Here is a 9,451-nt window from a genome sequence, read left to right as displayed (position 1 = left end):
GGCTTGGGCCGCAATCGTACGTTTCTTCTTCATTGGCACATCCATGCTGTTTACCTCGCATAATATGCCTCACCCACAAAATTCCGGATAGGCTCCTCCTTCCATTCCAATTTACGCCCTGTACCCATCACGTCGCCACATCAGTATTGCAGGAAGGCTTTTCCTGGCCGAACTGACGAAGCAGTTTTTAGCTTTATCGGCCTGATACGTGTTGATGCGCCTTGAGCAAGCGCATTGGGCCGCCGAACGCGAAGGACTGAAAATAGCCCAGGTGCTGCTTTCACAGCCTTAGGCCGGACCTTCCGTTTCGTATCAATCTTCCACGCAACCATCTTGCGCAGCATGACAGCGCGGGGGGCGCGCGTTCCATCGTTGCAAAAATGGGATCGTACGTCCCATGGTTTCGTATTGCCCAGGCCTTTTGCGGCTATTACATTGTCACTCTGCAACGTCAAACAGCTTTACTAGCGAAAAGAACACGCGGTGTAGGCAAGAAGAGGGCAAGCTGCCGCCAAGCCGCGCGCCCGCGCCGAGCCGTCCGCTCAGCATCAGAGGATACGACGAGACATGACAAACCAAGATATTGTGCTGGATACCCCCTTGGGTAAATTGCGCGGCAACGACCACGGGGGGCTGTTGTCTTTTCATGCCGTGCCATACGCGGCGCCGCCGGTGGGACAACTGCGCTTTTGCCCGCCTGTTCCTATTGCCCCATGGGATGGCGAATGCAATGCACAACAGCCCGGGCCTGTCCCGCCCCAGCGTCCGTCCCGGCTGGAATTGAGCACGGGCAATCCCGATTTGCCGCAGAGCGAGGATTGCCTGAAGCTGTCGATCTGGACTCCGGCGGCAGAAGGCGTGCGCAGGCCGGTGGCCGTGTGGCTGCACGGCGGCGGGTTCACCACGGGAGGGGGCTCTTCGCCGTGGTATGACGGCAGCCGCCTGTCCCAGGAAGGCGATATCGTTGTCGTGAATGTTACTTATCGTTTGGGTGCGCTGGGGTTTCTTTACTCGCCTGGCGTGTCCCCCGGTAACCTGGGTTTGCGCGACCAGCTTGCCGCACTGGAATGGGTCCGAAAGTACATCAGCTATTTTGGCGGCGACCCGCAGAACATTACGCTGATGGGCCAGTCGGCCGGCGCAATTTCCATCGCCTTGTTGCAGGCACGGCAGCAGCCCGATATGCCGCTGGCTCGACGCGCAATCCTGCAAAGTGCTCCCCTGGGCCTGGAACTGTACGACAACAATAAGTCGGCCGCTATTGGCCGGGAGTTTCTTGAAGCTCTTGGAATAAACGCGGATAGCCCGAGCGCTCGGGAACAAGCTTGCGAGGCCTCGGTCGCGGATATTCTGGAGGCGCAAACTGCCGCGTTCAAATATGTGGTCCAGCGGGCCGAGGTTGGCGACCCTTCCTCATTGCCATTCATTCCAATGGCCGATGCAGACTTTTTGCCGGGGCCACGCGAAATGGAAGCTGCTTTGCGCAGAGCCGCAGGCGAAATGGATGTCCTGATCGGAACGACCCAGGAAGAGTCCAATATTTTCTACCATAAGCATCCAAAGCTGGCGGATATGCAGCAAGTGCCTGTGCCGGCGCATGAGCTGAAGCGGCTTGCCGCGCAACGGCCAGGCGCCAGCAACATACAGCTGCTGATGGATTACTCCACCGAGGAGATGTTCCAGAGGCCGTCATTGGATTGGGCGACGGAGGCAAGCCGCAGAGGGCGGCATACCCATGCGTATCTGTTCACCTGGCCGTCTCCGGACCATGGGCTGAAGTCGACTCATTGCCTGGAACTGCCCTTTGTATTCGGGACAGCCGATGCGTTTGCCGATGCTGCCATGCTGGCGGGAGCCGACCTGGTGCAGGTGGAGGCGCTATCTGCCCTGATGCGATCGTCCTGGATTTCTTACATCCGAAGTGGAGACCCGCAAACGCCTGTTTTGTCCTGGCCCTCATTCCGCCCTGACTGCCGTGCGACGATGCGATTCGGGGAGGTTTGCGGCGCAGTCGCTGTTCTGACTGATCCGGATGCGCCCGTCGCCAACGCCTAAGCGGGTATCCGACCCGAGTCGATCCATATAAGGTGCATTCATGAATAACGATTTCACATTGGGCTTGCCCAAAGCCGCCGTGTCCACTGCAGCGCGGTGGCGTCTTGTTCTTCTTGCCTTCATCACAATTGTGCTGGACGGCTTCGACACTACATCCATCAGTTTTGTAGTGCCGGCGCTTGCCGCCCAGTGGGGGATGCCGCCAGCGGCATTCACGCCCGCGTTTGTCACAACCAGCGTTGGCGCAGTAATAGGCTATGTCGTCAGCGGTCCTTTGACCAACCGGTTGGGGCCGCGGGCGGTTATTTTGAGCAGTGTCGGTATTTTTGCGTTAGGGTCTTTTGTCACGGCCTTGGCTGGATCAATAACGGTATTGGCGACTTTGCGTCTGATTACAGGCGTGGGCCTGGGGATGGTTCTTGCACCTACCATAGCTGTGGCGACCGACAGTTTCCCGGCCAAACGCCGCGAGCTGATCACGATTATTGTCGCGGCGGGGATAGGCTTTGGCAGTATCCTGGGCGGTGTCATCGGCGGCCGCCTTATCACGGCCTATGGTTGGGAGTCCGTTTTCTGGGCGGGCGGAATCATACCTTTGCTGTTGCTTCCGTTCCTCGCTTTGGGTCTGCCCCGTGGCCGCATGGGCGGTGACGCAAATCAAAGCAACGCGGAAAAAGGAACAGTGCGAAGCTTGTTCGCTGGGCAATTAGCCGGCGGCACGACGCTTTTGTGGCTATTCTCTTTTTGTATCTTCACGGCCATGTACGCATTGATACTTTGGATACCGACACTGTTGCTGGGCTTTGGATTTGCGCCGCGCGAAACCGCGATAGGCACAGTCAGCATGGGCGCAGGAGGATTGCTGGGAGTTATGTTCCTGATCCCTCTTTTTTCCAAACTGGGTACAGCCCGCGTGCTTGTCCTTGCCGCGCTACTTAGCGTGGCGGCTATCCTGGCGATTAGTTATAGCGAACCGGATCGGATCGCGCTGCTGCTGTTGATCGCGGTAATCGGGATGGGCTTGCAGGCTGGAACTCTTGGCCAAAGTGCGCTTGCCGTCAGCCTTTACCCTGGCGCGAGCAGAGCTACCGGCGTGGGTTGTGCTGCTGCCGCCGGCCGCATCGGTTCGATTGTGGGTCCGGCCGTAGGGGGCGGGTTGCTGGCGCTGAATGTTTCTTCGCAGGGTGCAATGCTGGCCGCCTGCATTCCCATTCTTGTCGCGGCTATTACAGCGGTGCTTATCTATTACAGGCACCGGCGCCAGTCGAACTTGGGATGAGCCGCTGGAAAAACACACCTTGTGGGCCAGTCCAAATGCAGAGCCGTAGTGAAGTGTAGGCCTTAGCCGCCCAAACGCGTTCCAGGTTATGAGCAGCCTCATTAGAAAAAAGCTCATGGCCCTGCCGCGAGGAATATTTACTTTGAAGATCGTTGAGAAATCGTCCTGAGACGACGGTTGGGGATTGCTTTGTCTTTTTATTTAGAGAAAGCAGTCCCCAAGCCAAGGTTCTCGCTTAAGGACACATAAAGCAAAAGCGATCATTTTATTATCCGAGGAGAATAGTGATGAGACATAAACTAGCAGTGGCAGGATTGGTATTGGCATTGTCGGCCAGTGCGCAGGCTCAAGAACGCGACGGGGTAACGCTTTACGGCGTAATTGACACATCGATTCAGTACGCAAACAACATCGGCCCGAACAAGTCCAGTTCTATCCACTTCCCTTCGCTGACGTCCTCATGGCCTTCTTATTGGGGCTTGCGGGGTTCCGAAAAACTGACGAGCAATCTCAGTGCGGTCTTTAACCTGGAAGCTGGGTTTGCTCCTGGTACCGGTGAAAGCCAGCAAGGACGCTTGTTCGGCCGCTCCGCTTGGGTTGGCTTGAAGGGCGATTGGGGGCAGCTTGCATTCGGCGATCAGTACAACATGCTGTTCTGGGCGCTGGCCAAGCCTGCCAACATAATGGGGCCAAACGCACACGGGTTCGGTACTATGGATTCCTATACTCCGAACGCGCGCATGAATAATTCTGTGACCTACCGTGGGCAGTGGAGTGGATTCGACTTTGGCCTGGCTTATGCCCGAGGCCGTGATGCGGTTAAAGCCGGGCCCCCGGTTCTTGGCGGCAGTCCGGGCGCGAGCAACTGCGGCGTCAATTACAGCTCCAGCACTGATTGCGGGGCTTATTCGGTTCTGCTTGCTTACGATTCAGCGAACTGGGGATTTTCTGCCGCATATGACGTGATCACAGGATCTGACGATCCCAGGTTCACCCCCAATTTTTATCGACTGGGCTCGGGCGAGAAGGATCGCCGCATCGTGGCCACTGCCTACACCAGGTTCGATGCCGTCACGGTAGGCTTGACTTATATGAACCGCAAAAGCGACGGCGCCGTCGGGGTTGGGCCAGGCCTGGGCGAACGTAGCGATCTTTGGAGCTTGGGTGCTTCCTGGCGTCTTGCGCCTGCCATTACGCTTGATGGCAGCGTGAGCTATATGCGATACGGCAAAGCAGTAGAAAGCTCCAATTCGGTGTTCTACGTGGCTCGCGCGAAGTACGCATTTTCAAAACGGACTTCTGCCTATGTGTCGGCAGGCTATATGCAGAACAAAGGGCGGGCCTACTTGTCCGCGGCTGGCGGCAGCATTGGCGCGGACCCGTTGCCAGGGCAGAACCAAAGCTCGTTTATGGTCGGGTTGCGGCACGACTTCTAAGCCTTGCGTGGGCAAAAGTGTTAGGCCGCTATGAAAGCGGTTCCGCCCGGACCCGGAGATAACGGATTGCAGACTGCGAAGCCCCATTTTTTGGGGCTTTCGCTTTTTAGCGGCAACGACCACAAGCAAAGCTCAGTCGGCTATGATTCTTCCTGACAGTAGAAACACCAGCCGGACAATACCCGCCGCCACCTGCGATCGACGAGAAGACTGAACACACCACCATGAGCTTTGACCCACTTCAATCCCTATTGGCTGCCATTGGCATGCTGCTTATCGGTACGCTGGTCAATCGCAAGGTTCCGTTCCTGTCACGCTACAACATACCGGACCCTATAACAGGGGGGCTGCTTTTTGCCATCCTGGCCTCCTTGCTGTTTGTAAGCGTCGATTTCAGCTTGAAGTTCGAGCAGCCCAGCAAGCCCGTGTTTTTGCTTATGTTCTTCAGCGGCATCGGCCTGTGCTCTGATTTACGGTTGCTCAAGCGCGGCGGCAAGGCACTGCTCATATTCCTTTTGGTTTTGTTGCCGTTTATTGTGCTGCAGAATATTGTTGGTGTGTCGCTGGCCAAGCTGCTTGACCTGCATCCGATTTTTGGCCTGGTCGCCGGTTCGATAACACTGGTCGGAGGGCACGGCACAGGCGCTGCCTATGCGGACCGCTTCACTGAAGTGAACAATTTGCAAATGGTCATGGAGTTGAGCATGATGGTCGCCACTGTCGGGTTGATCGTGGGCGGCCTGATTGGAGGGCCTATTGCCCAATTCCTCATTAACCGCTACAAGCTGCTTTCGTCCTCCGAAGCGGCAACGGAATCGCACGAGTTTGAGAAGCCCGCCCCGCCGATCAGCACTGTCGCAGCGGTGGGAGCCCTGGCAGGCATTTTCAGTGCCCTGATCGCGGGCCAGTGGCTGGCCAACAAGTTTTCCGGCGGCGCCATCACCATCCCTGCATTCCTGTGGTGCATGCTCATCGGGATCGCCATTCGCAACCTGCTACCTCTGGTGGGAGTACGGTTTGATGACCGCGCGGCCGAGCTGATCGCCAATGTCAGCTTGTCGCTATTCCTGGTCATGACCATGATGACCCTGAACCTCGTCGAGGTCGCGCTTTCTGCCGGCCCATTCTTGGTGATCATACTTGGCCAGGTCGTCCTGGCTTTTCTGTACGTCGTATTCGTGTGCTTCCGTTTCATGGGCCGAGACTACGAAGCCGCCGTTACATCAGCCGCATTCATCGGCTTCAACATGGGTTCTACAGCGACGGCCATGGCCAATATGCAGGCCGTTACATCTAGGCACGGACCGGCGCCTACCAGCTACCTGATCGCCCCTTTGGCGGGCGCCTTCTTTATTGACATCATGAATGCATTTGTTTTGACTGGCATGCTGGCCCTGCCTTTTTTCGGAGGCTGATCATGCGGGCTGTTTTTGCTTGTTTATTTCTTGTACTGCTTAGCGCCTGCAGTGTCGGGCCCGATGCCGATACGCTACGCACCGACGTCAATGAGCGTCTGGAGCAGGCTTTGCACAGCCGTGTTGTCGAGCTTGCAAGTCTGACCCGACGCGGATCCCAGTCCGACACCAAGGCCCCTGCGGGGGAACAGCGGCGCATCATCTACTTTGATGCGGAGCTCAAGCTTACCCAGGATCTGAACTTCGGCGCCTGGAATGCGCCCGGTATCGCGGGGCTTATCTCTGCCCTGGGCGCGGCGCCCAAGGGGATAGATGGCATTACGTCGGGAGGCAATAAGGCGGGCGACATCATTCGCGCGCACGGTACCGCCCTGTATCGCCATGATGGCCAGGCATGGGTTGCCGTCATGCCTGCGGGCTACCAGCCGCCAGTTGCGCCGGAGTACGTCCGCGCCCCAACAGGCGCCGGAGCCATGCTAGCCGGCCTGCGCAAAGTCGTGGAAGCCATCCCTCGAGACATATCGCCGGTGCAGCAGGCCGCCATTGAAGAAGAGCTTGCCGTTGCCCAAGCCAGCATCCGCGCGCGGCTAGCCCGAGTTTCGAATGGCTATGCTATTGCCGCCGGCGCCGAGCACGGTCAGTATTTACGCTTGGCACGTGCCGTATTCAACGAACGCAACTCTCGCGCCGTACCGCTAATTACGCGTGGCGGCGAGGAAAACCTGCAACTGCTGCGTGCCGGCAAAGTCTCGCTCGCGCTGGCTCAGGGCGATGCCGCGCTCGATGCCTATGAGGGAGCCGGCACATTCAGCGGCCGGGGGCCGTATGGCGACCTGCGGGCCATTGCCAGCCTGTATCCCGAGCCCATGCATGTGCTGGTTCGAGCCGACGGCTCGCTAACATCGATCAGGGGTTTACGCGGCAAGCGCGTCGCCATTGGTGAAGTCGGCTCGGCATCGCGGACCACTGCGCTGCGCGTGCTCGGCGCACACGGTCTTGGGCTTGACGACATCAATGCCCAGGAACTTAGCATCGGCGCCGCATTGCTTTGGCTGCAGCAAGGAAAAACCGATGCGGTGTTTCAGGTGATCGGGACACCGGCCGACAGCATACGCGACTCACTCCGGGACATGTCCTTGCGGCTATTGCCTTTGTCGGGAGACGCGATAACGAAACTGACTCATGGCAAGACGGGCTACTTTCCTCATACGATTTCCAAGGGAACCTATTTCAATCAGAACGAAGACGTGCAGACTCTTGCTACCGCCGCTCTTTTGCTGACCAACGAGACACTTTCGGATGCTGAGGTCGAATCCATAACCGGCAGGGTCTTTCAGCAAGGAAGCGATTATTCGGCACGGGGCAGCGCACAAGGGGCGCAGATTTCAGTGGCGACCAGCCGCATTGGCGTTTTGGTGCCCATGCATGCAGCCGCGGCCCGCAAGCTCGATAGCCTGGCTGCGTCGATGCCATAGTCCCAAGGGGGACGCTGGAAGGTCTGGTGAAGAATGGCTTGGTATTCAGTCCTGAGAGAAGACGGTTTGGCCTTCCTTGATCGTTTCAAGCACTCTTATTTCATGGATTTTTGTAGGATCGACTTTAAGCGGGTCCTTATCCAAAATAACCAGGTCCGCCAACTTGCCAACACTAATCGTACCTTTGCTGTTTTCCTCAAAATATTGTCGTGATGCCCAATCGGTAATGCTTTTCAGTGCAATGTACGGGCTGACTCGTTGATCTTCGCCAAGAACGGCGCCGCTGCGGGTTGTTCTGTTAACAGTGGTATGAAGAATCATTATGCTGCTGGGCAAAGCTACAGGCGCATCGTGGTGCTCGGTGAACCACATGCCGCGCGTGAGCGCGGATTGCGTTGGAGAGATACGGAAGGCTCTATCCTTGCCTAGCGTTTCATCTCGGTGCCAGTCGCCCCAATAAAAGGTGTGCATGGAAAAGAACGAAGGGACTATGCCGAGCTGCTTCATGCGATCAAGCTGATCTTCTCTTACGGTCTGCGCGTGGATCATGACTGTGCGACGGTCAGCTTTGCCGTATTGCGTCTCGGCCTGTGCAACGGCATTGATCAAGGCATCCGACGCCGCATCGCCGTTGGTATGAGCCAACACCTGCCAATTGTGCTGGAAAGCCTGATTCACCAATGACTGCAAATCGTCATTTTTTGGAATGGCGGGATAACCCCGGTAGTCGGCAGGCTGCCCCGCTGGGGCGTGGACATACGGCTCGCTGAGCCATGCCGTCTTGCCTTGCGGCGAACCATCCAGACTTAATTTGACACCGGCAACTCGAAAGTGATTGCTGTAGTTTTCTTTCACTCCGATTTCGCTCATGAAAGACCGTTCGGCCTGAAGGTCGGGATACACAGCGATATCTATCTTCAACTTGCCTTCGTCGGCCAGCTTCTGCCAGGTTTGTGTGATTTGCTTGCTTGCGCGTCCTTCCTGGGCGGTAGTGAAACCGAATTGCGCGTAATAATCGGCCCCTGCAAGAGCAATTTTTTCGCTGGCATCTTGATCGAAGGAGGCTAGCACTTTGAACATCGGAGCGAAAAACGCCATTTCCTCCAGCACGCCATCTGGAGTGCGCCCGTCGGGCAGGCGCCGAATGACACCGCCGGCTGGATTCAGTGATGTCGACGTAATTCCGGCCAGTTCCAGCGCTTTGTGATTCATGGAGGCTAAATGGCTGGATTGATGAATGACGACGACAGGGGTTTCCGTCGATACCTGGTCAAGGTCCATGGCTGTAGGGTGCCTTTTCTCAGCAAGCTGAGAATCATCGTAGCCAAATCCAATAATCCAACCCGTCTTGCCTATCGCAACAGGGTTCTTGCTTTGCCATTCCTTGAGTAGGGATACTAACGCGGGGATGTCGCTTCCGGTTCCGTCCGGAGGGGGAAGAAGATTTGCGGATAGCTTCTGGAATCCGGTCATCCATGTATGTCCGTGCGCATCAATGAACCCCGGCAGCAAGGTTTTACCTGCAAGGTCCACCATGCGAGTATGGTCGCCGCGCAACTGAAGAACGTCGGCCTTGGAGCCCACGTTTATGATTTTTCCATTTTTAGTAGCAATTGCTTCGACATAGCGGGGCGTATCGCCAGCCATCGTCAGAATGCTTCCGCCAAAATAAATGGCATCTCCCTGAGTAGCGTCAACACTCTGGGATAACGTCATTGTCGAAAATACAGTTAACAGCACGGCCAAACTGCTTTTAAAAACTGTCGCACACGGCTTATCTTTTAGCATTCG

General features: G+C 56.7%; 6 protein-coding genes. 5 read left to right on the top strand and 1 reads right to left on the bottom strand.

All coding sequences use genetic code 11. The features are described 5' to 3' along the window. Positions 1–567 precede the first annotated feature (567 nt). The 5 genes from DFR37_RS12075 to DFR37_RS12055 all read left to right on the top strand — a co-directional run bounded on the left by DFR37_RS12075 (position 568) and on the right by DFR37_RS12055 (position 7,660). Entirely contained in the window at positions 568–2,055 is a 1,488-nt protein-coding gene (locus tag DFR37_RS12075) for a carboxylesterase/lipase family protein (protein ID WP_113933467.1), read from the top strand. 40 nt (positions 2,056–2,095) lie between these two features. After that, positions 2,096–3,334: an MFS transporter gene (locus tag DFR37_RS12070; protein ID WP_113933466.1), complete on the top strand. Its 1,239-nt coding sequence runs from the start codon at positions 2,096–2,098 to the stop codon at positions 3,332–3,334. A 287-nt stretch (positions 3,335–3,621) separates the two neighbouring features. Further along, entirely contained in the window at positions 3,622–4,770 is a 1,149-nt protein-coding gene (locus DFR37_RS12065) for a porin (protein WP_113933465.1), read from the top strand. A gap of 224 nt (positions 4,771–4,994) precedes the next feature. Continuing rightward, the gene (gltS, locus tag DFR37_RS12060; protein ID WP_113933464.1) at positions 4,995–6,185 is read left to right on the top strand and encodes a sodium/glutamate symporter; all 1,191 of its coding nucleotides are present in this window, start codon (positions 4,995–4,997) and stop codon (positions 6,183–6,185) included. Between the two features lie 2 nt (positions 6,186–6,187). Beyond that, complete coding sequence (locus DFR37_RS12055; protein ID WP_113933463.1) at positions 6,188–7,660, top strand: TAXI family TRAP transporter solute-binding subunit; 1,473 nt, start codon at positions 6,188–6,190, stop codon at positions 7,658–7,660. A gap of 45 nt (positions 7,661–7,705) precedes the next feature. Here the strand turns inward: DFR37_RS12055 and DFR37_RS12050 are convergent, their stop codons facing one another. Continuing rightward, positions 7,706–9,448 (bottom strand): amidohydrolase, encoded by a 1,743-nt coding sequence (locus DFR37_RS12050; RefSeq protein WP_113933462.1) that lies wholly within the window; start codon positions 9,446–9,448, stop codon positions 7,706–7,708. Positions 9,449–9,451: the final 3 nt, after the last annotated feature.

The sequence above is a fragment of the Eoetvoesiella caeni genome (genome assembly GCF_003315175.1).
Taxonomy (GTDB): Bacteria; Pseudomonadota; Gammaproteobacteria; order Burkholderiales; family Burkholderiaceae_B; genus Eoetvoesia; species Eoetvoesia caeni.
This window is presented reverse-complemented; position numbering and strand designations above follow the sequence as displayed.

Excerpts from the sequence above, each read along its gene's own strand:
- DFR37_RS12075 (WP_113933467.1), top strand. The coding sequence starts at position 568 with ATGACAAACCAAGATATTGTGCTGGATACCCCCTTGGGTAAATTGCGC.
- DFR37_RS12070 (WP_113933466.1), top strand. The coding sequence starts at position 2,096 with ATGAATAACGATTTCACATTGGGCTTGCCCAAAGCCGCCGTGTCCACT.
- DFR37_RS12065 (WP_113933465.1), top strand. The coding sequence starts at position 3,622 with ATGAGACATAAACTAGCAGTGGCAGGATTGGTATTGGCATTGTCGGCC.
- gltS (WP_113933464.1), top strand. The coding sequence starts at position 4,995 with ATGAGCTTTGACCCACTTCAATCCCTATTGGCTGCCATTGGCATGCTG.
- DFR37_RS12055 (WP_113933463.1), top strand. The coding sequence starts at position 6,188 with ATGCGGGCTGTTTTTGCTTGTTTATTTCTTGTACTGCTTAGCGCCTGC.
- DFR37_RS12050 (WP_113933462.1), bottom strand. The coding sequence starts at position 9,448 with ATGCTAAAAGATAAGCCGTGTGCGACAGTTTTTAAAAGCAGTTTGGCC.